This window comes from Bacillus thermotolerans (genome assembly GCF_000812025.2).
Taxonomy (GTDB): domain Bacteria; phylum Bacillota; class Bacilli; order Bacillales; family Domibacillaceae; genus Quasibacillus; species Quasibacillus thermotolerans.
This window is the reverse complement of record NZ_JWJE02000039.1, coordinates 15054-37873: the sequence shown is the minus strand read 5'-3', so window position 1 is coordinate 37873 and position 22820 is coordinate 15054. Positions and strand designations below refer to the sequence as shown.

Below are 22820 nucleotides of genomic sequence, written 5' to 3'. Positions count from 1 at the left end.
AGTACCTTGCGCTTCCTTAGTGGTTGGTCGATGTGTACCCCCACAGTGGACTCTCACCACCTAGATAGTTGCCATGCCTGGCACACAAGAAAAAGCCTTCACTGAAGAAGGCTTTTGTAGACTATCCTTATACGGAAGGGCTTCTCCCGATCGTGCCGTCTTAGAAGCTATGTGTTTTGAACCCGCTCTCCGCAGGTGGGTACCCTGCTGCTTGCCTTGTAAGTCCTCTTACCAGAGGCATGTACGCAGCTTGCAGACACGGGCTCCCTTCACATATAGTGTTCGGTCAAAACAGATAGTAAAAGCTAACGTACACATCAGGATGTCCCTTCGTTGAAAAAATGATATCATATTTATCATTTCTGCGCAAGTTAATTGTCTAAATATTTAAAAATCATTTCTTGGCTGTTTCACGGATTCTTAAGTTTAATTCCTCCAGCTGTGCTTCGCTCACTTCACTAGGTGCGTCCATTAACAAATCGCTTGCGCTTGCTGTTTTCGGGAAAGCAATCGTATCGCGCAGATTCGTACGGCCTGCAAGGAGCATCACCATCCGGTCTAGTCCGAGCGCGATACCGCCATGCGGAGGTGTACCGTATTCAAAAGCATCAAGCAGAAAGCCGAATTGAGCTTTAGCCTCTTCATCTGAAAAACCAAGCACTTTAAACATTTTCTCCTGAACATCGCGCTCGAAAATACGAATAGAGCCCCCGCCAAGTTCATAACCGTTCAATACAATGTCATAAGCTTGAGCTCGTACCTTTTCCGGCTCTTCCTCAAGAAGGGATAGATCCTCCCGGAACGGCATCGTAAATGGGTGATGCGCAGCAAAATAGCGGCCAGCATCCTCATCGTATTCAAGAAGAGGCCAGTCTGTGACCCAAAGGAAGTTATATTTGCTCTCATCAATAAGACCGCGTTCTTTCCCAAGCTTTAGGCGAAGAGCACCAAGCGCATCCGCTACGACAGATTTCTTATCAGCAACGAATAGAAGCAAGTCCCCTTCTACTGCTCCAGCAGCAGTAATTAGACCATTCTGTTCTTCTTCAGCAAAGAACTTGGCAATTGGCCCCTTTAGGCCGTCAGCTTCTACTTTCAGCCAAGCAAGACCCTTCGCTCCATACACAGCTGCAAATTCAGTTAATGCATCAATATCCTTGCGGGAATAATCTGCAGCACCGCCTTTTACATTAATCAGCTTGACTTGGCCGCCATTTGCGACTGCACCTGCAAACACTTTAAACCCGGAATCCTTTACTTGTTCTGATACGTCTACCAGCTCCATGCCAAAGCGTGTATCCGGCTTATCAGAACCGAAGCGATTCATTGCTTCATCATATGTGATACGCGGGAACGCTTCTGTGAGTTCCACACCTTTCACCCGTTTCATGACCTGCTTCAGCATAGCTTCCGTCATGGACATAATATCTTCCTGGCTCATGAAGCTTGCCTCAACGTCCACTTGTGTGAACTCCGGCTGACGGTCTGCACGCAAGTCCTCGTCACGGAAACAGCGGGCAATCTGGTAATACCGGTCAAACCCTGATACCATCAGCAGCTGCTTGAAAATTTGCGGAGATTGCGGAAGAGCATAGAACTCCCCATCATGTACGCGGCTAGGTACCAGATAATCGCGAGCGCCTTCGGGTGTGCTTTTCGTTAAAATAGGTGTTTCTACATCTAGGAAACCTTCATCATCAAGAAAGTCGCGAATCGCTTTTGTTACATCGCTGCGCATTTTCAGCGTTTCATACATGGCCGGACGGCGAAGGTCCATGTAACGGTACTTCAAACGAATGTCTTCTGACACCTCTACTCGGTCTTCTATAGGGAACGGAGGCGTTTTAGCTTCGTTTAAAATGGTTACTTCCTTTGCCTGGACTTCAATCTTGCCAGTAGGGAGATTTTCATTAATCGTTTCATCGTCACGCGCTACTACGACTCCCTGCACATCAAGTACGTATTCATTACGCACTTTCTCAGCCACAGCCAGCGCTTCTTCAGATGTCTCAGGACTAAATACTACCTGCACAATACCAGTACGATCGCGCAGGTCAAGGAAGATGACGCCTCCTAAATCTCTGCGGCGCTGTACCCAGCCCTTTAATGTTACTTTTTCTCCGATATGCTGTTCTGTTACTCTCCCGCACTCATATGATCTGCCGAACATTTACTTCGCCTCCAATTTCTTCAACAGCGTGCTGGTTAACTCGTCTAATGGTATTTCTTCCTGCTCGCCTGTTTCCATATCTTTCAAATTAATTTTGTTTTGTTCTAATTCATCTTCCCCAAGAACGGCAACAAATCTTGCCTGAACCCGGTCAGCCGCTTTAAATTGGGCTTTAACTTTTCGGTTTTGATAATCGCGTTCTGCCTCAATTCCTTCTAGACGAAGGTCATGCAGAAGCTTAACCGTATAATCCTTTGCCTTCTCGCCAACGGACACTAAATAGCAATCCAAACGATCATCGGTCTGCCATTCAACCCCTTCTGCCTCAATCGCTGCAAGCAGCCTTTCCATACTGAAGGCAAAGCCGATGCCTGGTGCGTCAGGCCCGCCCATTTGACTGACAAGCCCATTATAGCGACCGCCTCCACAAAGAGTGGTGATAGCTCCGAACCCTTCCGCACTGCTCATAATCTCAAATGCCGTGTGATTGTAATAATCAAGGCCCCGCACAAGTGTCGGATCGATAGTAAATGGGATATCAAGAGCTGTTAAATAACTCTGTACTTTTTCAAAATATGTACGCGAGTAATCATTTAAATAATCTAAAATAGACGGAGCTGTTTTCATCAGTTCATGCTCACGGTCTTTTTTGCAGTCCAGGATCCTAAGAGGATTCTTCTCCAGACGGCTTTGACAATCCTCGCAAAACTCTCCGATTTGCGGCTCAAAATGATTGATCAGCGCCTCACGGTGTGCCTGGCGGCTTTCCTGATCACCTAATGAGTTGACAACCAGCTCTATTTTCTTTAACCCAGCCGCCCGGTAAATGTCCATCACAAGTGAAAGAACTTCTGCATCGATGGCTGGATCTTCACTGCCAATCGCCTCTACACCAAATTGGACAAACTGGCGGTAGCGTCCTGATTGCGGGCGCTCATAGCGGAACATCGGTCCGTTGTAGTACAGCTTGACTGGCTGATTCGGATCACCATACATCTTGTTCTCTACGAAAGAGCGCACAACAGCGGCTGTGCCTTCTGGACGAAGAGTCAGGCTGCGGTCTCCGCGATCTGTAAATGTGTACATCTCCTTCTGCACAATGTCTGTTGTATTACCGACATTACGCTGAAATAACTCAGTATGTTCAAAGATCGGGGTCCGTATTTCCTTGTATTGATAAGTTCGGCAAATATCTGTAGCTATTCGTTCAAGACGCTGCCACTTTTCAACGGTGCCTGGCAGGATATCCTGTGTGCCGCGTGGAATATTTACACTCATCCTGATTCCTCCTTAGCGCTGTTCATTTTTTCCAAATAAAAAAACTCTTCATCCCAAAGACAAGGGACGAGAGTCTTATTCCCGTGGTACCACCCTAGTTAAAGCTTTTTACAGCTTTCACTTTTCCAGTTAACGCCTGCTTACGTTTTCTCCTATTAAAAGCGATGCTTCGTTCAAAGAAAAACCTCCGGAGTGTTCATTCATTAAGGCGCTGACGGGAATAACTTTCAGCCTAGGCTATTCCTCTCTGCACGTGCGATTCTTAACTACTTTTCTCCATTACCAGTTTTATCATTCAATTATTTACTACTAACGTTCCCATTATAAGAAACTTTAAAGAAGCATTCAAGCGACTTTTTTGGTAACTTCGACAATCTATGATATTTTTCTTCTCATTTAATGACCTTTTGCTTAATTTCAAAAAAATGTTTTTTTACTCAACCAAAATAATCACTTAGATGTTAAAATATACATGGTATTTATTATTTTGGGTGGTGGATCATGGAAAAAAAATACATAACTATATTTGTCTCTTTCCTGCTATTATTTATTCTTCTGCCGGCAGCGGCAGCTCAGGCTGAGGGCACGGCAACTTTAGAGGTGGCGGTTGATAAAGCCAACCTCCGCGGTGAACCGAGCACTTCTTCAAGTTTAGTAGGACAAGTACAGCGCCATGCTCAATATGAGATCATCGGGGAAGAAAACGACTGGTATCAAATTCAGCTCTCTGACGGAACAAAAGGCTGGATAGCCGGTTATCTTGTCAGCGTAAAAAACGGTAATTCTCCAGCTTCTGAGCCAGCACAAGTTCAAGGATCTTCTGGTGAAACAGCGGCTATTACAGCCGACAACTTGAATGTACGCAGTGAGCCTTCTCTGTCCTCAACTGTACTTGGAAAGCTGCATATAGGCGATCAAGTGACCGTTTCATCTGTGGAGGGTGACTGGGTAAGCATCAGTTATAATGGTCAAGACGCCTGGGTAAGCAAACAGTTTGTTCGATTAAACGAAAAAACAGAACAGGCTTCGGCCGCTCCCGCTCCTAGCAGCGAGCCCGCTGAGGGGATGGCAATTATTCTATACGAGGGCACCAACCTTCGTTCCGGACCGGATACTTCCTCCTCCATCGTTGCCCAAGGATCCCAAGGTGAGCGTTACCCAATCCGTGCTCGATCAGGTGATTGGTATGAAATTAGCTTAGCCAGCGGACAGGCAGCATATGTGGCAAGCTGGGTTGTCTCTACAAATGAGTCAGCCGAGGAAGCACCAGATGAATCCAGCAATGTAGCTGCGGCCAGCAATGACTCCCCAGGGTTAGCAGGTAAAACGATCGTGCTCGACCCGGGACATGGTGGAGTAGACAGCGGGACGATTGGCGCGCAAGGTACATTAGAAAAGGTCATTACGCTTAAAACAGCCGAACGATTATATGGTAAATTAAAGCATGCTGGAGCGAATGTTATTCTTACTCGCTCTCATGATGAGCACGTGTCTTTACCTTCCCGCACAGCAGCTGCCAGATACCACGGAGCTGATGCATTCATTAGTTTGCATTATGACAGCACAGTTGAACATGCTGGCGCGAGAGGTTTTACTACCTATTATTACCACGCAAATCACCGTCAGCTGGCTAACGAGGTAAACAGCGGCTTAGATCAGCAGCTTTCTGCCCGCAATCGTGGTGTTCGCCACGGCGATTACCATGTCATTCGTGAAAATAGCCAGCCAGCTATCCTATTGGAACTGGGTTATTTAAATAATCCGCAGGAAGAAGCCGCCATCGTCACAACTCCTTACCAGGAGATGGTGACAAACGGCATTTATTACGGCCTTCAATCTTACTTTAGTAACTAATCAAAAAGCCTCCGCTCCTACTGAAGTAGGAGCGGAGGCTTTTGTTATTGCTTCGCCGCTTAGGAAGCGAACTATTTACTTTCTAAAATCAAGGTAACGGGACCATCATTTACAAGCGAGACATCCATCATAGCACCAAATTGTCCCGTAGCTACACGGACCCCTTTTTCTCTAAGCAGTTCATTGAAGCGGTCATATACTTTTTCTGCCTGCTCTCCCTTGGCCGCAGCCATAAAATTCGGACGCCGCCCTTTTCGGCAATCTCCATACAAGGTGAATTGAGACACAGAGAGGATATCACCACCTGTGTCTAAAAGAGAGCGGTTCATTTTACCTTCCTCATCTTCAAAAATCCGTAAGTGAACAATTTTCTCTGCCAGGTAGGCCGCTTCTTCTTCTCCGTCCTCGTGAGTCACTCCAACGAGCAGCACAAGCCCTTGATCAATGTGTCCTACGAGTTCGCCTGCTACCTTCACAGAGGCTTCTTTACTTCTTTGCAATACAACTTTCATCTTTTAAAAACACCCTTAGCTTAAAGTTCGGTGTACAGAATACACGTCTGGAATTTGTTTAATGCGTTCCACAACTTTGTGTAAATGATTGACATTATGAATATAGATAGTTATGTCAATCCTCGCCATCTTATTGCGGTCGGATCTTCCTGAAACGGTAGAAATATTCGTTTTTGTTTCACTGACTGCCTGCAGCACTTCATTTAGAAGGCCCTGCCGATCATAACCTGAAATCTCTATTCCTACTGTATATTCTTTCTGATTAGCAGCTCCGCTTTCCCATTCCACTTCGATCAGCCGGTCTTCTGAATTCTCTCCCGTTACATTCGGGCAATCCGAACGGTGTACAGATACTCCACGCCCTTTTGTAATATAGCCGACAATATCGTCGCCCGGAACAGGATTACAGCAGCGAGACAGACGAACTAGCAGGTTATCAATCCCCTTTACTGTCACGCCCGTGCTCTTCTTCGTATTCACTCGAGTAGCTGGAACGGTTTTGAGATCCTTCAATGCTTCTTGAGCAAGAATTTCCTCATCCCGCTGCTTTCGCAGTTTTTCGGTTAAACGGTTGGCTACCTGCAGAGCGGTAATACCGTTATAGCCTACAGCTGCATACATGTCTTCTTCATTAGAGAAATTGAACTTTTCCGCTACACGCTTAACGTTTTCCATAGTAATAACATCTTTAACGTCAAAGTCCATATTCTTAATTTCTCTTTCGACTTGTTCGCGTCCCTTAATAATGTTTTCTTCTTTGTTCTGCTTTTTGAAGAATTGCTTAATCTTATTTTTAGCCTGTGTTGTTTGCACCATCTTCAGCCAGTCTGTGCTCGGTCCATAAGAATGCTTAGATGTAAGAATTTCGACAATATCGCTCGTTTGGAGCTTGTAATCGAGCGTGACCATTTTTCCGTTCACCTTCGCACCAATGGTCTTGTTCCCCACTTCCGAATGGATCCGATAAGCAAAGTCTAGCGGCACCGACCCTTTTGGCAGTTCAATGACATCGCCTTTCGGTGTAAATACGAAAACCATATCCGAAAACAAGTCGATTTTTAAAGATTCCATGAATTCTTCTGCATCAGCAGATTCGTTCTGAAACTCCATAATTTCCCGGAACCAAGACATCTTCTTATCGAAGGAAGCCTCTTGATCTACCGTCTTGCCTTCTTTGTATGCCCAATGAGCAGCTACCCCGTACTCAGCAATGCGGTGCATTTCTTTCGTACGGATTTGCACCTCGAGCGGGTCACCTTTTGGACCGATAACCGTTGTATGAAGAGACTGGTACATATTCGTTTTTGGCATAGCGATATAATCTTTAAAGCGTCCGGGCATTGGCTTCCAGCATGTGTGGATAATGCCTAGCACCGCATAGCAATCTTTAATGCTATCGACAATTACACGCACGGCTAGCAGGTCGTAAATCTCATTAAACTGCTTATGCTGAAGCGCCATCTTCCGATAAATGCTATAAATATGCTTCGGACGTCCTGACAGCTCCGCTTTGATAGACAATTCATCTAAACGATCCTGGACATCGTCAATGACCTCTTCTAAATATTGTTCCCGCTCCGCCCGTTTCCGCTTCATTAAATTGACAATCCGGTAATATTGCTGGGGATTTAAGTAACGGAGCGCCACGTCCTCGAGCTCCCATTTGATCTTGGAAATTCCAAGCCGGTGAGCGAGCGGTGCAAAAATTTCCAATGTTTCGTTAGAAATACGCCTCTGTTTCTCAGCGGGCAGGTGCTTCAGTGTCCGCATATTGTGCAAACGGTCTGCCAGCTTGATTAGGATCACCCGGATATCCTGTGCCATTGCTACGAACATTTTCCGATGGTTCTCCGCCTGCTGTTCTTCCTTCGACTTATATTTAATCTTTCCAAGCTTCGTTACTCCATCAACAAGCATGGCTACCTCATGGCCGAACTCTCTTTCCATGTCCTCTAAGGTTATATCCGTATCTTCCACCACGTCATGTAAAAAGCCGGCTGCCACAGTAGCCGGGTCCATCTCTAAATCGGCCAATATCCCAGCGACTTGAATCGGGTGTATAATGTAAGGTTCCCCTGACTTTCGATACTGCTCCTTATGTGCTTCTGCCGCATACTGGTAGGCATCTTCTACGAGCTTGACGTGTTCTCCATTTAAATACTTCCTCGTCTTCTCAAATACTTCATCGACAGTCAATACCCGATCTTTCGCCATATATTACTCACCTTTGTCATTTAAAAATATTTTTAAGTCCCTTTAAAGATTCTAATATTTCCTATTATCGAAAAAAACGCGGCAGATGTAAAGGTATCTCACGCATTTTCTAAAAAAATGAAAAAATTTGTCGAAAACTTTCATCTCATTGTCACACTTATGTTAGAAGGAGGTGTTGCTTCCAAGAAAATGCTTATAAAAAAAAGAGATGCCCGAAAGCCGGCTCTTCCCGACATTCAGGGCAGTCTCTCAATTATTATTCATACGGAATCAATGTTAATACATCATAACCATCTAGTTTGCTGCGGCCCTCTAAATAGGAAAGCTCTACAAGGAAAGCAATGCCGGCTACCACACCGCCCAGCTGTTCAACAAGCTTGATCGTTGCTTCAATGGTTCCTCCTGTCGCTAGCAGGTCGTCAGTGATCAGCACACGCTGTCCCGGTTTTACGGCATCTTTATGAATCGTCAAAAGATCTTCACCGTATTCCTTGCCATAAGAAACTTTTACTGTTTCACGCGGCAGCTTGCCGTCTTTGCGCACAGGAGCAAAGCCCACTCCCAAGGAATAAGCCACTGGGCAGCCGACGATAAAGCCGCGGGCTTCAGGACCAACAATCAAATCGATGTTCTTCTCTTTGGCAAATTCTACGATTTGATCTGTTGCATAGCGAAATGCTTCTCCATCTGCCATTAAAGGAGTGATGTCCTTAAATTTAATCCCAGGTTTTGGCCAGTCCGGCACAATTTTAATATATTGTTTTAAATCCATGATTTCATTTCCTCCTCATTTTCAACAGGGGTGCGTACAACAAGCTCATCCAGCCAGGACTTTAATTCCTGATAAGATGAATATAGAAGCTTATTCTCGAGCTCTAATTGCTTCTTCTTATATTGGTAGGCCGGTGATTGGTCCAAGTCCCGCTTCGGAGCCTTTTCATTTAAATGAACGATTCCCTCATTTATTGTAACAAAGTCAAGTTCAAAAAACACTTTCGACATAAAGTCTATTGTTTCTCTAGACCAGCCTCGATGCGCTGCAAGAGCATCGCCATGCTTTTTTAAGTCAAAGCTTTTCCGTTTAAATAAAAAAGCATACAGCCATTTAAAATGCTCCCTAGTGGGCATCGTACTGAAGAAGTGGCTGTCTTTCTGGTGAAAGTGGACATACATCCGCGCAGGGCATCCGTTTCTGATCAATGCTTCTATGATCTCTAAAGAAGGAGGCAAATCAAGAAATACAAGATTTTTTCCTTGAACAGAAAACTCTTGTGTCTTTTCCACTCCGTCTATGAAAAGCACTTCCTCTGCCGTCTCCTTCTCTAGGTGCAATTCTCGTACCGTCTGTTCTCTAAAAACAATCAATGTCCGTTCTTCCGGCACTTGATGCATCCACCTCTTTATATCGCGGTGCCCTCTCATATCGAATAATTGCCATTCGTCCACTTCCAAATCTTTGACGAAAATCTGCGGCTTGCGTATATTATTCCACTCATTAACAGAGAGCTCTCCAATGACAGACACCTTCGAGAAAGGTGCAATATGATCTGCGTAATGCCCCAGACCAAAACCAATTCCGTCAAGTGATCCTGCTTCATTTTCAAGCTGGATTTTAAGGTGTGTATGATCTGCGCCAATCTTACGCAAAGCAGAAAATCCTGCCTTCTTAATTAACACCTTCGGCTTAGGGTTGTTCATCCCGTACGGCGCCAGCATATTTAGCTGCTCGATAGCAGAGAGACTAATCTCCTCCAGGGGCACCACTGCATCCAACTCCGTTAACGGAACGAGCTCCTCCGCTGTTAGCTGTTCTTTTGCCGCCTTGCAAAGCCGCTCTCTCAGTTCATCTACATCTGATCTTTCCAGCGTCATGCCTGCTGCCATCGGATGTCCGCCAAAGTGGGGAAGCAGTTCCCGGCATGCCGACAAATTCTTGAACAAGTCGAAACCAGCAATACTTCTCGCCGATCCCTTAGCTTTGTTTGTTTCAGGGTCGAAGCTCAGCACAATGGCGGGCCGGTAAAACTGCTCGACCAGCCTAGAGGCCACAATACCAATAACCCCTGCATTCCACCCTTCTTTTCCTACTACAATCACAGGATACTCCTCAGGAGGATATCTTTCCTGCACCATCCGGATCGCTTCTTCAGCAATGTCCGAAACGATAGCTTGACGTTCTTTATTCATCGCGTCAATCTCTTGTGCTAGGTGCTCCGCTGTGTCTTTCTCAGTGGTGAGCATTAATTCTACAGCTGGATCCGCATCAGCGAGACGCCCGGCTGCATTGATACGAGGCGCGATCATAAAGCCAATCGTTTCTTCATTAATAGTCTCTCTTTTAGTAGAAGTCAGCTTTAATAACGCCTCAATACCCGGTCTTGTCGTACGCTGGAGCTTCTTAATACCCGCCTTGGCGATCATGCGGTTTTCTCCCACAAGAGGCACCAAATCAGCAACCGTTCCAATAGCGGCCAAGTCAAGCAAGTGCTCCGGAACATAGCCGTACAGCGCGTGGGCTGTCTTAAAGGCCACACCGACACCTGCCAAATAAGAAAACGGATAGTCTTCTGACAGCTTCGGATGGATAATGGCCAGCGCTTCTGGAAGCTCAGGACCGGGTTCATGGTGGTCAGTAATAATTAAGTCGAGCCCAATGTCTGCGGCTATCTTCGCTTCTTTAACAGCAGCAATCCCCGTATCCACCGTAATAATCAGCCTGTAGCCCTGCTCCTTCGCCTGGCGAAACGCCTGCTCATTCGGTCCATATCCTTCGGTAAAGCGGTTCGGAATATAAAAGTCTACATTCGCTCCCAAATCTGTCAGCACCGTCATCATGACGGAGGTACTGCTGACACCATCTGCATCATAATCTCCAAAAATTAAGATCGGCTCTTCTTGAGCGATCGCTTCTTGTATACGGTCAATCGCTTTCTTCATATCATTGAATAAAAACGGATCATGAAATTCACTTTCATGATCATATAAAAAACGTTTCGCTGCTTCCGCTTCAGTCATTCCACGATTCACTAACAATGAGGCAAGCAGCGGACTGATATTTAATTGTTCTGCTAACTGATTTTTTTTCTGTTCATCGGTTTGATAGACTTTCCAGCGAGTCTTTGATTTTAACATCCCCTCACTCCTCAGCCTTACTATTATACAAGAGGGAGATAGCCAATTCAATGCACGTCTATTGAAATCAGCAGACAAAATGACTTTCTAGAGGAAGGCCTTCGTATAGACGAACAGTCGAAAAAGCAGCAAGCAGCAAAGAGAGCCTGCACACCCCCTGTTACCCAGGATTCATGCCGGCTCTCCCCTGCCCATTTAGGCGCTGCCATCCCCGTCAGGCACCGTCCTCTGCCTTTCACTGACATTCCCACTGTCTCTTTTTTCCTCTTTCCTATCTTGAATTTCCTTTTTTAATTTTTCAATCCGGTCAATCAGCACGTGATTCTGTCGTTTCAGGCTCACTGTCCGGAAAATACCGATCAGTCCCGAAATAAGTCCCCCCATCAAAACAGAGAAAAGGATGACCATGACAAGCGGCCACTCCGCCTGCCCAAACACATAGTTAACGGTTACCGTATTCACATTGACCACCGCAAATAAGGCAACAATTAGAGCAAAGAGAATGACAAGCAGTAACGTTGTTTGGTTCTTCATCCATTTCGTCTCCTCTCTTCTTTTATTTACTTCCTCCCACCGCCGGCTGATTAGGATTTATATGAATAAATGCATCTTGAACATTGTCCATCTCCAAGAGCTTCTTCTTCACTCTTTTTCCGATCTTATGTCCTTCTTCTACCGTAATATGCGGATCCACCGCAATTTTCAAATCAATAATGACATAGTGTCCGTGCTCCCTCGCATAAAGGGCATTCACCTTTCGGACATCTGGTATAGACAGGACAGCCTCCTTAAAAGGAAGCGTTTCTTCCTCATGAAGGACATGGTCAAGAGTAGCATGAATAGATTCCTTACCTATATTCCAGGCAATTTTCAGTACAAGGATTGAAACGACCAGGCCAGCGACCGGATCCCCGTATACAAGCCAATCAATATCCAGGACTCCGCCTAGCATCGCCGCACCAATTCCAACTAATGCGGCAATGGAAGAGTATACATCTGAGCGATGCTCGTAGGCGTTCGCAATCAGCGCATCACTCTTTACTCTTTTTCCCAAACGATACTTGTATTGAAACATCGCCTCCTTCACCACGATTGAAAAAATAACCGCATAAATGGCAATAGCTCCCGGCGGCTCAATCGGCTCAAAGAAAGCTTTAACGGATGAACTGGCTATTTCTACTCCAACGAGGACAAGCAGTACCGCCACAATAATCGCTGCAATGGATTCCGCCTTACCATGACCATACGGATGGTCTTCATCAGGCGGCCGTTTTGCTGCCTTTAGGCCTACCCAAACGGCAAGCGATCCTGCTACATCAGATGCCGAGTGAGCAGCATCAGCAATTAATGCACGACTATTGCCGATCACTCCGCATACTCCCTTTATAGCCGCCAAAATAATATTGCCCACAACACCAATCATCGCTGCAAATTCAGCCTTCTTAAATCGTTCCTCTTTTTCCACTTTTCATCCTCCTCCATCCCGTTCCTATCGTTATTATGAACAAGAAAGAAAGGATTCATAAGAAACGCTGCTCAACCATCAATAAAGCCCACTTGCAAACCTGAGTTCAGGCTTGCAAGTGGGCTATCAATTCTTCCATATTATACTTGCGGTTCGTCGCTCCACTGCTTCTTCTCTTTGTAAGTAATAAGCGTTCCTTTCTTCTTAAGCTCTTTCTTCTTCCATACAAGCCACAACTGTGCGGCAATAAATAAGGAAGAGTATGTGCCTGATATCAGACCGACAAAGAGTGCAATCGAGAAGTTACGGATAGCTTCACTTCCAAATAGAAGCAGAGCAATGACAGCAAACATGACGGTGATCACCGTATTGAAGGAACGTGTTAATGTTTGACGCAAGCTTTTGTTGACGATTTCTTCAAGTTCTTGTTCGGTTTTGATCTTCCTCTTTCTCGCTAAATTTTCCCGCATCCGGTCAAACATAACGATTGTGTCATTAATGGAATAACCGATGATCGTCAATACAGCGGCAATAAAGGTCAGATCAACCTCTAAGCGCGTCAAACTAAAGAAAGCAATAATGAAAAAGGCATCATGAAGCAAGGCAATAATCGCACCGAGCGCCATGTAAATTTCAAATCGAATCGTGACATATAAAACGATTCCTATTGCCGCAATCGCCAGAGCGAATACGGCATTCTTGGCCAGTTCCTTACCAACCACCGGTGAAACGGTGCTGATGTTCGGCTCATTGCCGTACACTTCACTAAAATGCTCCTTCACTTCGGCCACTTGATCCTTTGAGAACGATTCCTTAAAACGAGCAACTCCGATTTCATTCTGATCGCCAGAAATGACAATGTCATCTGTCGAAAGATTGACTGCTTCCAAATCCTTCTCCAGAGCCTGTTCTGTCAGCGGCTCTTCTGCTAATATCTCCATACGTGTGCCGCTGGAGAAATCAATGCCCAGATTTAAACGGAACACACCGAGTACTATCACGCCGGCAACAATCAGTGCGGCAGATAGAGCAAAGAACTTGCGATGGGGCTTCACGAAGTCAATCCGGTCAAAACGTGTTGGCAAATCTAGCATATGGTACCCTTCACTAATATCCTTGATATCGCTCTTTTTAACACCGAACCAGCCAGGCTTGTCTTTCAGCCAATTGCTTTGAACGAATAATCCAAGTAATAGCCGTGTTCCCCATACAGCAGTGATAAAGCTGACAAGGATGCTGACAATTAGAGAAGTCGCAAAACCTTTAACCGAGCTTGTGCCAAAATAGAATAGGACAGCTGCTGCCAAAATAGTTGTGATGTTAGCATCAAAAATAGTTAAGAATGAGTTTTTACTTCCTTCTTTAAAGGCAGCCCGCAGGCTTCTTCCTACTTTTAACTCTTCACGGATCCGTTCATACGTAATAATGTTGGCATCCACTGCCATACCAACCCCAAGAATTAATGCCGCAATCCCTGGCAATGTCAGTACAGCATTCATCCAGTCAAACACTAGTAAAATTAAGTAGAGATAGACTGAAAGAGTGATTATAGCGATAAGGCCTGGAAAACGATAGTACACTAACATGAATAAGAAGACTAGTGCTATACCGATAATTCCTGCAAAGACCGTTTGGTTTAAGGCTTTTTCACCAAATTGTGCGCCAACCGATGTGGAGTACACTTCATTTAACTCTACTGGAAGGGCACCGGCATTTAACATGGAAGCCAGGTTTTGTGCTTCCTCTACCGAAAAGCTTCCTTCAATCGTGACTTCATTTGTATTAAATACTTCATTAACGCTTGGCGCAGATAAGAATTTAGGATCAGCCTGCTGAACTTCTTTCTGGAAAGAGTCCGTTCCTTCCTCAAAATCGAGCCAGATAACGAGCTGGTTATTAGGCGCCATGCTCACAATATGTTCAGTTACTTCCTTAAATTTCTCAGCACTTTTCAGCTTCAAGACAACATTCGGTGCTCCTTGTTCCGTGAAGGATTGTGAGGCTCCTCCTTCTGCAAGGTCACTTCCGTCCATCATGAGCTTATCATTCACATCACGGAAGGATAATTTCGCCTGAGTCGAGAGCATTTCCCGGGCTTGATTCTGATCCTCTACGCCCGCTAGCTGAACCCGAATGCGGTTTCCTTCCTCAATTTGAATGCTTGGTTCGCTCACCCCGAGAGCATTCACCCGTCTATCAAGTGCTTCTGCTGTGTCTGCTACCACTTGCTCGGTAATTTTTTGCCCTTCATCGGCCGGTTTCACCTCGTACAATACTTCAAAACCGCCCTGCAGATCAAGGCCGAGCTTTATGTCTTTGACAATGTCCTTCGCCGTAAGCCCAATTGTACTTGCTAAAAGCAGTACGATAAGAAAAAAGGCTACGATCCGGCTGCGTTTTACCATTTTCTGCTTTCCTCCTTAGTGCCCTCATCTCTTAAACAACTAAAACAGCTTTAAACGGCTAAAAAAAATTCTGGTAAAAGGATACCAGAATTCCTCAACAAAACTATTATGAAGCAGAAAATACAGACTGTCAATTTTGCTCAATTCTTTTTCGTACCGAGCAGTTCCTGCCATTCCCCCTGCCCATTTTCTCCAAACCAGTGTTTACCTCGAAAGGCCTCTACCGTTTTATAGCTCATGAAATCTCCAGGCGTTGTAGCTACAATATCTGAAACGAGCTCATAAATATGTATGTGCTCCTTAGGCTTTTTCCATTTCTTTTTCGTTAAGTATTCCCACAGGGTTGGAATATCGATTGTACCGTAATTCAGCAGCCGGAACTCTTCTACTTTACTCTTTAGCACCGGCAGCAATTGCTGAAAATACTGCTGATATGGATGCGCTTCTGCCATTCTCCCATCCCCTTTTACTTAGAAGAATCAATGAACTTGTCATGCTTGCCCGACTTAAAGGCATATATATACCATTGTAAAGCAATTCATCTATTTTGAGAAGGCAGGGAGACAGATGTCAAAGTTTTTAAAAGGGACTCTTGTATTAATGGCGGCTATGTTCATCACGAAAATACTGGGCTTTGTCAACCGGATTGTCGTTGCCCGGCTGATTGGGGAAGAAGGGGTTGGCCTGTACATGATGGTCTTTCCAACCTTTATTCTTGTCGTCACACTTACCCAAATCGGCCTCCCTGTAGCGATCTCAAGAAGCATAGCGGCCGCTGAAGCCCGGGGAGAAACAGCGAAAATGAAGCGTATTCTAGCCGTTTCATTAGCGATTACTGTTTCCTTGTCACTTCTTTTCACGCCCGCTTTGCTGATGCTGGCTCCCTACTTATCTGAAACATTATTCACCGATCCGCGCACGTATTATCCTTTAATAGCTATTTCGCCAGCCATCCCAATCATTGCTGTCTCCTCTGTGCTGAGAGGCTACTTTCAAGGCCGGCAGAATATGAAGCCCGCTGCCTACTCCCAAGTCATCGAGCAAATCGCACGCATTATCTTGATTGCTGTGTTTACCAAGCAGATGCTGCCTTACGGAGTGGAGTATGCAGCAGCCGGAGCAATGGCCGCAGCTGCTGTTGGGGAGCTCGCTTCACTGATTTATTTACTCTGCATGTTCCGGTTAAACAAAACCTTTTTGCTCCGACGGCGTTTCTTCCAGACTATCCACAAAAGTAAAGATACTGTAAAGGAGCTGCTTGAAGTAGCTCTGCCATCCACAGGCAGCCGGATGATCGGGTCACTGTCCTGGTTTTTTGAACCGATTGTTGTTACACAAAGTCTAGCTATCGCCGGAGTAGCTGCCATAACCGCTACAAGAGAGTACGGAGTTCTTACCGGTTACGCCCTGCCGGTTATGTTCCTGCCTTCATTCGTCACATTGGCACTGTCCACTTCTCTCGTTCCAGCTGTTAGTGAGGCCTATGCGAAGAAGCATTACAAGCTCCTTGAACATCGAATTCAGGAGGCGCTGCGTTTTTGTCTTGTGACTGGAGGGTTAGCGGTCCTTGTTCTCTTCCTGTATGCAGAACCGCTTATGAAATTTATGTACCATTCATCGAACGGCTCTCGCTTTATCGAATTAATGGCGCCTTTTTTCTTATTTTATTATTACCAGGGACCTCTTCAAGCTGTTCTTCAAGGCTTAAACTTAGCAAATGCGGCAATGATAAACAGCTTCATTGGAAGCGCCATTAAATTAGCTGTGATTTTCATTTTTGCTTCACAGCCCCAATTCGGGATCTTTGGAGCCGCACTCGGTATCTCTGTGAGCATCGTGCTTGTTACACTCCTGCATCTGGCTGTCGTATTTAAAAAAATCTCTCTTACTATTCACTTAGGCCAGTATTTAAAATTCACCATCGTTCTCGTCATCTCCTACTTCGCCAGCCAGATAGTCAGCGGGCTCTGGCTGACAGGTTTAACGCCGCTTCCACATCTTGCAGCAGGAATAATCACAACATGCTTGCTTTACCTTATTTTTTCATTTGTGAGCGGCCTCATTACGAAGCAGGATGTGAAAAGGATTCCCTTTTTCAAAAAATAAGCCAGTTTTCATTGATCCTTTTCATCAATGAAAAACTGACCATTATCAAAGCTGCAAAATGAAATACGGTTGATTTGTTTGTAGCCTCTTCTCTTTACTTCTTGCTTGAGCCATTGTTCTGTCTGGTTGATCATCTTTAAGTGTTCATACTGAACCACACCATCTAGTATGAGCGGCAAAGTAAAGGTACCGCTTTTACCATTTTCGTCCTTCTTCATAATGGATAAGCTGCCGGACGGCTCTAGAATAGCATATTCCACTTCTTCAATATAGCGGATATCCTTTTCTCGCAGCTGAAGCAGCAGATCATGGAAGTTGTAGCGCTGGCGTTTCATCGCTTTTTCATTGATCTTACCTTTATCAATAATGATTTCAGGCTTTCCTTCCACCATTTCTCTAAACCTCACACTCTTTAATGAAAAGTGAGCCAGTGTGAGCTGGATAATGACCAGCGTGAACATCGGTATAAGCGAATGCAAAAGCGGGTCTGTATGCTGTTCAATCGCTACAACCGCCATTTCACCGATCATGAGAAACACCACTAAATCCAGAATACTAAGCTCTCCGATTTCTCTACGGCCCATCAGCCGAAATATCAATAAGATAACAATATACAAGAAGACCGCACGAAATATAATCGTCAAGTAAGTCATAACATTCTCCTTCGATTCTTCTGTTTACTCTTAGTGTGAGCTAAACAGAAGAAAAGTTAAAAGGAAAACATCGGAAACAAAGGAGGTTTTTTCAAGTGAAGTCATTTAGCTATGGAATTATGTACGGTACTTTGGCCATTTTTGTTTTTGCGGCTGCCTGCAGCCTCGTCTTTTCGTTAATTTTACGTTTCAGCTCCCTGACAGAAGCATCCCTGCAGATGACCATCACCATCACTTCCTTTATTGTCTTATTCATCGGCGGCTTTGTATCAGGAAAGCTCTCCGGCCAAAAAGGCTGGTTAACGGGAGGGACGGCTGGCCTTTTATACAGCCTCGTTTTAATGACTTATCAATTCCTTGGTTACGATGCCGGTCTTCAGTGGGAGCAGCTCGTCTATCATCTCTGCTTTATTATTACCGCTATGATGGGCGGCATTCTTGGCGTAAATGCTTCATCTACAAAATAAAAAGAGCAAATCATCCGTTTTGGATGATTTGCTCTTTTTTCGTTTGTATAGTTTTCTTTATACGCCTGCAGCCTTTTCAACGACTTCACGAATAGCGTTACGATCATATGTAAGACGGCTTCCATCCCCACACTTGATCACAACAGTGCCTTCATCAATCGCATCGATAAACCCGTGCAATCCACCGATTGTAACAACTTTATCTCCTTTTTGCAGGCTGTTTTGCATTTCCGTCACTGCTTTTTGACGCTTTTGCTGTGGGCGGATAAGCAAGAAGTAGAACAGCACAAACATAATAATAAGCATAATAATTGATTCCATCGTTTTCACCCCTTTCCGAGAACGATGATATTAGAAGTTTTTCGCATCTGGCCGGTTAAATCCATATGTTTCGAAAAATTCTTCTCTAAAGTCCCCGAGGCGATCTTCTCTAATCGCTTCTCTTACTTTCGACATCAATTCTACCAGAAAATACAGGTTATGATAAGTTGTAAGCCTTATTCCCAACGTTTCATTTGTTCTGATTAAGTGGCGGATATAAGCACGTGAATAATTCCGGCAGGCGTAACAGCCGCAGTTTTCATCCAGAGGGCCAAAATCACGCGCATATTTCGCATTCTTTACGACAAGACGGCCTTCGCTCGTCATGAGGGTGCCATTGCGGGCGATTCTCGTCGGCAGCACACAATCAAACATATCCACGCCCCGGATGGATCCATCAATTAATGAATCCGGCGAGCCAACTCCCATTAAATAGCGCGGCTTATCAGCCGGCAGCAATGGAGTAGTAAAATCAAGTACCCGGTTCATGACGTCCTTTGGCTCACCTACGGATAAGCCTCCGATGGCATAGCCAGGAAAATCTAACGAAACAAGATCCCTAGCGCTTTGGCGGCGCAAGTCCTCATATTCACCGCCCTGCACGATGCCAAATAGCCCTTGATCTTCAGGACGAGCGTGCGCCTCCAGACATCGCTCTGCCCATCTAGATGTACGTTCCACTGACTTCTTCATATATTCATGTTCAGCCGGATAAGGCGGACACTCGTCAAAAGCCATCATAATATCTGGCCCTAATGCATTTTGAATTTCCATCGCTTTTTCCGGAGATAAGAACAGCTTGTCTCCATTTAAATGATTACGAAAATGAACGCCCTCTTCTTCAATTTTGCGGAATTCGCTTAATGAAAAGACCTGGAAGCCGCCGGAGTCAGTCAGAATGGAACGATCCCAATTCATAAATTTATGAAGGCCTCCAGCTTCTTTAATCAGCTCATGGCCCGGGCGCAGCCACAGATGATACGTATTACTTAAAATAATTTGAGCACCTAACTCCTTAAGCTCCTCCGGCGTCATAGTTTTAACAGTGGCCAAAGTCCCCACCGGCATAAATACGGGTGTTTCAAAGCTCCCATGTGGTGTGTGTACGCGTCCAAGCCGTGCACCTGTCTGCTTACACGTTTTGATTAATTCATATTTAATTGCGGGCAAATTACTGCCCCTCCTTTCCTCTCAAAAGGCAAAGGCCTCTTCTAAGCAGCTGCTCTAGTGAGCACCCTGCCTCACTGCCTGGTATTGTTTACTTAATGAGCATCGCATCGCCAAAGCTAAAGAAGCGGTACTTCTGCTCTACAGCCTCTTTATAGGCTGCCATAATATGTTCTTTCCCTGCCAATGCGCTCACAAGCATAATAAGAGTGGATTTCGGCAAGTGAAAGTTTGTGATCATTCCGTCAATCGCCTGAAACTTAAATCCCGGATAAATAAAGATATCTGTCCAGCCTGAAGCAGCTTCAATGCGCCCTTGATGATCACGGGCAATCGTTTCTAGCGTTCTCGTTGAAGTGGTTCCTACACTAATGATGCGGCCTCCCTCTTCTTTCACCTGCTGGATCAGACGGGCTGTTCCCTCCGATAAACGGTAAAATTCCGCATGCATCTCATGTTCTTCAACCGAATCAACGGATACCGGCCGGAAGGTTCCAAGACCAACATGCAACGTCAGAAAGGCGGTGTGCACCCCCATATTTCTGAGCTCTTCCAGGAGCTCTTCTGTAAAATGCAAACCGGCTGTAGGCGCAGCAGCACTTCCGCGTTCCTTTGCGAAAACTGTTTGATAGCGATCGCGCTCCTCGAGCTGTTCTTTAATATAAGGCGGTAACGGCATTTCACCAAGCTCATCCAATACCTCATAAAAAATTCCCTCGTACGAGAACTCCAAGATCCGGCCGCCGTGCTCTCTTTCTTCCACGCATACAGCTGTGAGCCGGCCGTCACCAAAGGCAAGCTCTGTTCCTGCTTTGATTCGCTTAGCTGGCTTGACAAGTGTTTCCCATTTGTCTCCTTCTTCCTGCTTAAGCAGCAGTACTTCTACCTTTGCACCAGTGTCTGCCTTTATTCCGTACAAGCGGGCCGGCATAACCTTTGTATCATTTAACACAAGGCAATCACCGGGCTGCAAGTAAGAAGCAATGTTTTTAAATACTTCATGAGAAACAGCGCCTGTTTCCTTATCAAGTACCATCAACCGGCTGTCGGACCGGTTAGCCAGCGGTGTCTGGGCAATTAGTTCCTCAGGTAAATTGAAATCAAAATCCTCTACTCTCACGTTCTTCATCCCTATCTGTTTATTTCCATTTTCCAATTATATAGAAAAGAAATGACAACACCACACTAACAATAATGGAGGTCATAATCGGAAAATAAAATGTTGTGTTTCCTTTTTTAAAAACGATATCGCCGGGCAGCTTGCCGATCTTTACAAACTGCATAATGAGCCCTGCCACGAAAACAACAGCCCCAACAATCATCAGCATTTTACCAATGCCGCTCATTCAGCCGGCACCTCCATATGGAAATGGCTGTATACCAACTCACTCACCACTCTGCCGCGTGGTGTGCGCTGTAAAAAGCCGATCTGAAGCAAATATGGCTCGTATACATCTTCAATCGTCTCTGCTTCTTCACCTATACTCGCTGCAATGGTATCAATACCGACCGGCCCGCCTCTGAACCGCTCAATAATTGCCTTCAGCAGCTTATGATCGATATGGTCCAGTCCCATTCGATCTACCTGCAGAAGCTCCAGTGCCTCCTCAGCCACTTCAAACGTAACGGTTCCATTGCCGCGCACCTGAGCATAATCCCGCACCCTCTTCAAAAGCCGGTTCGCTATTCGCGGAGTTCCTCTGGAGCGGCGGGCAACCTCCTCGGCGCCAGACGGGTCAATTTCCGTCCCGAATATATCAGCTGTACGCATAACCACGTCCTTTAGCTGGTCCTTATTGTAATATTCAAGACGGCTTAAGACGCCGAAACGGTCACGAAGCGGCGCCGACAGTGAACCTGCCCGTGTAGTAGCTCCAATAAGCGTAAATGGCGGCAGATCCAGCCGGACTGAACGGGCACTAGGACCTTTTCCAATAACAATATCCAGGCAGAAATCCTCCATTGCCGGATAGAGTATTTCTTCAATCGCACGCGGCAAACGATGTATTTCATCAATAAACAAAACATCTCCCGGTTCAAGGGCGGTTAAAATAGCCGCTAAATCTCCTGGACGTTCAATCGCTGGTCCTGACGTAGTCCTCATTTGTACGCCCATTTCATTCGCAATGACAGCTGCAAGCGTAGTTTTTCCCAGCCCTGGCGGTCCATACAGCAGCACATGGTCAAGCGTCTCCTGCCGCTGTCTGGCCGCTTCAATAAAGATCGCCAAGTTGTTTTTTACCTGCTCCTGGCCGATGTACTGAGCTAACGTTTGAGGACGAAGCGACTGTTCTTCATGCAGCTCGTTCACTTCAGCTGCCCCGGAAACAATGCGTTCTTCCATCGCATGATCACTCCCTCAATCTTTTATCCATTTAACAAAAGCTGCAGCCCTTTTCGAATGTATTGATCTGTTGACAATTGCTCCAGCTTCAGCTTAGAGCTGACCTTCTTAATTTCTCTTGCTGAATACCCCAGCGCTTCCAAAGCAAGAAGAGCTTCCTCCAGTTCATTGGAACTTCCTGCTTTCTTCTCTTGAAGATCCGGCTGGAATAAATTCGGGAAGAATTCCGGCACTACCTCAGCCAGCTTTCCTTTTAAATCCAGAATCATTTGCCGAGCTGTCTTCTTGCCCACTCCTGGAAACTTCGTTAAAAAGGCTTCATCCTCTTCTTCGATTGCTGTCACAACCTGCTGAGGATCGCCGCTTGCAAGTACAGCAAGCGCGCCTTTTGGCCCAATCCCCGATACGGAAATCAGCTTTTCGAATAATCGCTTCTCTTCCATAGAAATAAAACCGTACAGGGCAAGCACGTCTTCACGAACATGCTGATACACATATACAGTCACTGTCTGCTCTTCATATTTCGAGAAAGCGAACGGGTTCGGTGTCAGCAATTGATAACCTATCCCATTGTTCTCAATAACAATATATTCCGGCGTAACAGATACAACCGATCCCTTTATATATTCATACAAACCTTTTTCTCTCCTCTTCACTGCACCTTTCTCTTCATTGTATCATACCATGATTTACCCACTGACAAAACGAAAAAGAAACGTTTGTTCTGAAAAA

At 45.4% G+C, this 22820-nt stretch carries 20 protein-coding genes, 1 other RNA gene and 1 other annotated feature; of the genes, 3 read left to right on the top strand and 18 right to left on the bottom strand.

Going from position 1 to position 22820, the window contains the following annotated elements; translation table 11 throughout:
- Nucleotides 1–139: 139 nt before the first annotated feature.
- From ssrS to hisS, 3 genes are all read right to left on the bottom strand, one after another.
- Nucleotides 140–327: non-coding RNA, 6S RNA (gene ssrS / locus QY97_RS20010), on the bottom strand.
- Nucleotides 328–394: 67 nt separating this feature from the next.
- On the bottom strand, nt 395–2170 hold the full coding sequence (gene aspS, locus QY97_RS14085; protein WP_039235646.1) for an aspartate--tRNA ligase: 1776 nt from the start codon (nt 2168–2170) through the stop codon (nt 395–397).
- Nucleotides 2171–3448 carry a histidine--tRNA ligase gene (gene hisS, locus QY97_RS14080; RefSeq protein ID WP_039235644.1) on the bottom strand — a complete coding sequence of 426 codons (1278 nt, stop codon included), beginning with the start codon at nt 3446–3448 and terminating at the stop codon, nt 2171–2173. It abuts the gene before it with no gap.
- Nucleotides 3449–3507: 59 nt separating this feature from the next.
- Nucleotides 3508–3740, bottom strand: a binding site (T-box leader).
- A gap of 209 nt (nt 3741–3949) precedes the next feature.
- Between hisS and QY97_RS14075 the strand changes: the two genes are divergently transcribed.
- On the top strand, nt 3950–5302 hold the full coding sequence (locus QY97_RS14075; RefSeq protein ID WP_039235642.1) for an N-acetylmuramoyl-L-alanine amidase: 1353 nt from the start codon (nt 3950–3952) through the stop codon (nt 5300–5302).
- A gap of 71 nt (nt 5303–5373) precedes the next feature.
- Here the strand turns inward: QY97_RS14075 and dtd are convergent, their stop codons facing one another.
- The 8 genes from dtd to QY97_RS14035 form a co-directional block, all read right to left on the bottom strand.
- Nucleotides 5374–5814: a D-aminoacyl-tRNA deacylase gene (gene dtd, locus QY97_RS14070; protein ID WP_039235641.1), complete on the bottom strand. Its 441-nt coding sequence runs from the start codon at nt 5812–5814 to the stop codon at nt 5374–5376.
- Between the two features lie 15 nt (nt 5815–5829).
- Entirely contained in the window at nt 5830–8028 is a 2199-nt protein-coding gene (locus tag QY97_RS14065; protein WP_039235640.1) for a RelA/SpoT family protein, read from the bottom strand.
- Between the two features lie 256 nt (nt 8029–8284).
- A complete protein-coding gene (locus tag QY97_RS14060; RefSeq protein ID WP_039235639.1) occupies nt 8285–8800 on the bottom strand; it encodes an adenine phosphoribosyltransferase in 516 nt (171 codons plus the stop codon).
- On the bottom strand, nt 8791–11160 hold the full coding sequence (gene recJ, locus QY97_RS14055; protein ID WP_039235638.1) for a single-stranded-DNA-specific exonuclease RecJ: 2370 nt from the start codon (nt 11158–11160) through the stop codon (nt 8791–8793). Before recJ ends, QY97_RS14060 begins: the two co-directional genes overlap by 10 nt.
- A gap of 195 nt (nt 11161–11355) precedes the next feature.
- Nucleotides 11356–11694 (bottom strand): LapA family protein, encoded by a 339-nt coding sequence (locus QY97_RS14050; protein ID WP_039235636.1) that lies wholly within the window; start codon nt 11692–11694, stop codon nt 11356–11358.
- Between the two features lie 22 nt (nt 11695–11716).
- The gene (locus QY97_RS14045) at nt 11717–12625 is read right to left on the bottom strand and encodes a cation diffusion facilitator family transporter (protein WP_039235635.1); all 909 of its coding nucleotides are present in this window, start codon (nt 12623–12625) and stop codon (nt 11717–11719) included.
- A 140-nt stretch (nt 12626–12765) separates the two neighbouring features.
- Nucleotides 12766–15030, bottom strand: coding sequence for a protein translocase subunit SecDF (gene secDF, locus QY97_RS14040; RefSeq protein ID WP_039235633.1), 2265 nt, complete (start codon nt 15028–15030; stop codon nt 12766–12768).
- A gap of 140 nt (nt 15031–15170) precedes the next feature.
- Nucleotides 15171–15482 carry a post-transcriptional regulator gene (locus QY97_RS14035; RefSeq protein WP_039235632.1) on the bottom strand — a complete coding sequence of 104 codons (312 nt, stop codon included), beginning with the start codon at nt 15480–15482 and terminating at the stop codon, nt 15171–15173.
- 115 nt (nt 15483–15597) lie between these two features.
- Between QY97_RS14035 and spoVB the strand changes: the two genes are divergently transcribed.
- Nucleotides 15598–17136 carry a stage V sporulation protein B gene (gene spoVB, locus QY97_RS14030; protein ID WP_039235630.1) on the top strand — a complete coding sequence of 513 codons (1539 nt, stop codon included), beginning with the start codon at nt 15598–15600 and terminating at the stop codon, nt 17134–17136.
- Between the two features lie 8 nt (nt 17137–17144).
- Here spoVB and QY97_RS14025 read toward each other — a convergent pair whose 3' ends face one another.
- Entirely contained in the window at nt 17145–17789 is a 645-nt protein-coding gene (locus QY97_RS14025; RefSeq protein WP_039235628.1) for a DUF421 domain-containing protein, read from the bottom strand.
- A gap of 95 nt (nt 17790–17884) precedes the next feature.
- On the opposite strand from QY97_RS14025, the gene QY97_RS14020 reads away from it, so the two are divergent.
- Nucleotides 17885–18256 (top strand): TIGR04086 family membrane protein, encoded by a 372-nt coding sequence (locus QY97_RS14020; RefSeq protein ID WP_039235627.1) that lies wholly within the window; start codon nt 17885–17887, stop codon nt 18254–18256.
- Between the two features lie 57 nt (nt 18257–18313).
- Here QY97_RS14020 and yajC read toward each other — a convergent pair whose 3' ends face one another.
- The 6 genes from yajC to ruvA all read right to left on the bottom strand — a co-directional run bounded on the left by yajC (nt 18314) and on the right by ruvA (nt 22723).
- Nucleotides 18314–18577, bottom strand: coding sequence for a preprotein translocase subunit YajC (gene yajC, locus QY97_RS14015; protein WP_408606276.1), 264 nt, complete (start codon nt 18575–18577; stop codon nt 18314–18316).
- 30 nt (nt 18578–18607) lie between these two features.
- Entirely contained in the window at nt 18608–19747 is a 1140-nt protein-coding gene (gene tgt / locus QY97_RS14010; RefSeq protein WP_039235619.1) for a tRNA guanosine(34) transglycosylase Tgt, read from the bottom strand.
- Between the two features lie 88 nt (nt 19748–19835).
- Nucleotides 19836–20864, bottom strand: a complete 1029-nt coding sequence (gene queA, locus QY97_RS14005) for a tRNA preQ1(34) S-adenosylmethionine ribosyltransferase-isomerase QueA (RefSeq protein WP_039235616.1) — start codon at nt 20862–20864, stop codon at nt 19836–19838.
- A 19-nt stretch (nt 20865–20883) separates the two neighbouring features.
- Nucleotides 20884–21090 carry a DUF2905 domain-containing protein gene (locus QY97_RS14000; RefSeq protein ID WP_039235613.1) on the bottom strand — a complete coding sequence of 69 codons (207 nt, stop codon included), beginning with the start codon at nt 21088–21090 and terminating at the stop codon, nt 20884–20886.
- Nucleotides 21087–22088: a Holliday junction branch migration DNA helicase RuvB gene (gene ruvB, locus QY97_RS13995; protein WP_039235610.1), complete on the bottom strand. Its 1002-nt coding sequence runs from the start codon at nt 22086–22088 to the stop codon at nt 21087–21089. The genes QY97_RS14000 and ruvB overlap by 4 nt, the downstream gene beginning before the upstream one ends.
- A 23-nt stretch (nt 22089–22111) precedes the next feature.
- Nucleotides 22112–22723 (bottom strand): Holliday junction branch migration protein RuvA, encoded by a 612-nt coding sequence (gene ruvA / locus QY97_RS13990; protein WP_039235607.1) that lies wholly within the window; start codon nt 22721–22723, stop codon nt 22112–22114.
- Between the last annotated feature and the right edge of the window lie 97 nt (nt 22724–22820).

Coding starts and splice junctions, on each gene's coding strand:
- secDF (WP_039235633.1), bottom strand. CDS start 15,030: ATGGTAAAACGCAGCCGGATCGTAGCCTTTTTTCTTATCGTACTGCTT.
- QY97_RS14025 (WP_039235628.1), bottom strand. CDS start 17,789: ATGACTTACTTGACGATTATATTTCGTGCGGTCTTCTTGTATATTGTT.
- QY97_RS14060 (WP_039235639.1), bottom strand. CDS start 8,800: ATGGATTTAAAACAATATATTAAAATTGTGCCGGACTGGCCAAAACCT.
- dtd (WP_039235641.1), bottom strand. CDS start 5,814: ATGAAAGTTGTATTGCAAAGAAGTAAAGAAGCCTCTGTGAAGGTAGCA.
- QY97_RS14000 (WP_039235613.1), bottom strand. CDS start 21,090: ATGAGCGGCATTGGTAAAATGCTGATGATTGTTGGGGCTGTTGTTTTC.
- yajC (WP_408606276.1), bottom strand. CDS start 18,577: ATGGAATCAATTATTATGCTTATTATTATGTTTGTGCTGTTCTACTTC.
- aspS (WP_039235646.1), bottom strand. CDS start 2,170: ATGTTCGGCAGATCATATGAGTGCGGGAGAGTAACAGAACAGCATATC.
- QY97_RS14075 (WP_039235642.1), top strand. CDS start 3,950: ATGGAAAAAAAATACATAACTATATTTGTCTCTTTCCTGCTATTATTT.
- spoVB (WP_039235630.1), top strand. CDS start 15,598: ATGTCAAAGTTTTTAAAAGGGACTCTTGTATTAATGGCGGCTATGTTC.
- recJ (WP_039235638.1), bottom strand. CDS start 11,160: ATGTTAAAATCAAAGACTCGCTGGAAAGTCTATCAAACCGATGAACAG.
- QY97_RS14035 (WP_039235632.1), bottom strand. CDS start 15,482: ATGGCAGAAGCGCATCCATATCAGCAGTATTTTCAGCAATTGCTGCCG.
- ruvB (WP_039235610.1), bottom strand. CDS start 22,088: ATGGAAGAACGCATTGTTTCCGGGGCAGCTGAAGTGAACGAGCTGCAT.
- QY97_RS14050 (WP_039235636.1), bottom strand. CDS start 11,694: ATGAAGAACCAAACAACGTTACTGCTTGTCATTCTCTTTGCTCTAATT.
- QY97_RS14065 (WP_039235640.1), bottom strand. CDS start 8,028: ATGGCGAAAGATCGGGTATTGACTGTCGATGAAGTATTTGAGAAGACG.
- hisS (WP_039235644.1), bottom strand. CDS start 3,448: ATGAGTGTAAATATTCCACGCGGCACACAGGATATCCTGCCAGGCACC.